Here is a 370-nt window from a genome sequence, read left to right as displayed (position 1 = left end):
GGCCACCGTGAAGCCGATGTCGTGCAGGATGTGCGATTCGCCGTACCAGGCCTGCAGGTTGCGGATCTCGAGTGCGGCGGGGGTAGCGCCTGGGCTCATGCGTGGGCTCCTTCCAGTTCGCCGTCGGCGCTGCCCATGTAGGCCTGCATCACCTGCGGATTCTACGATACCACGGCGTAGGTCCCTACGGCCAACAAGGCGCAGCGCAGAAGCACCGAGATGCGGTCGCAGATGCCGGAGACGACGTTCATGTTGTGCTCGACCATCAGGACGGTACGGCCCTGGGACACCTTCTTGATCAGGGCCGTCACGCGGTGCACGTCCTCGTGGCCCATGCCCTGGGTCGGCTCGTCGAGCAGCATCAGTTCCG

Annotated in this window: 1 pseudogene; it reads right to left on the bottom strand. The window is 65.1% G+C overall.

The annotated features are described in order from the left end of the window. Nucleotides 1-95: 95 nt before the first annotated feature. Nucleotides 96-370 (bottom strand): annotated as a pseudogene (locus tag KVT32_RS29100) (ABC transporter ATP-binding protein); the annotation flags it as partial.

The organism is Achromobacter sp. GbtcB20, from assembly GCF_019091095.1.
Lineage (GTDB): Bacteria > Pseudomonadota > Gammaproteobacteria > Burkholderiales > Burkholderiaceae_B > Achromobacter > Achromobacter mucicolens.
The sequence above is the reverse complement of the archived record's forward strand: the minus strand, read 5'-3'. Positions and strand labels throughout refer to the sequence as shown.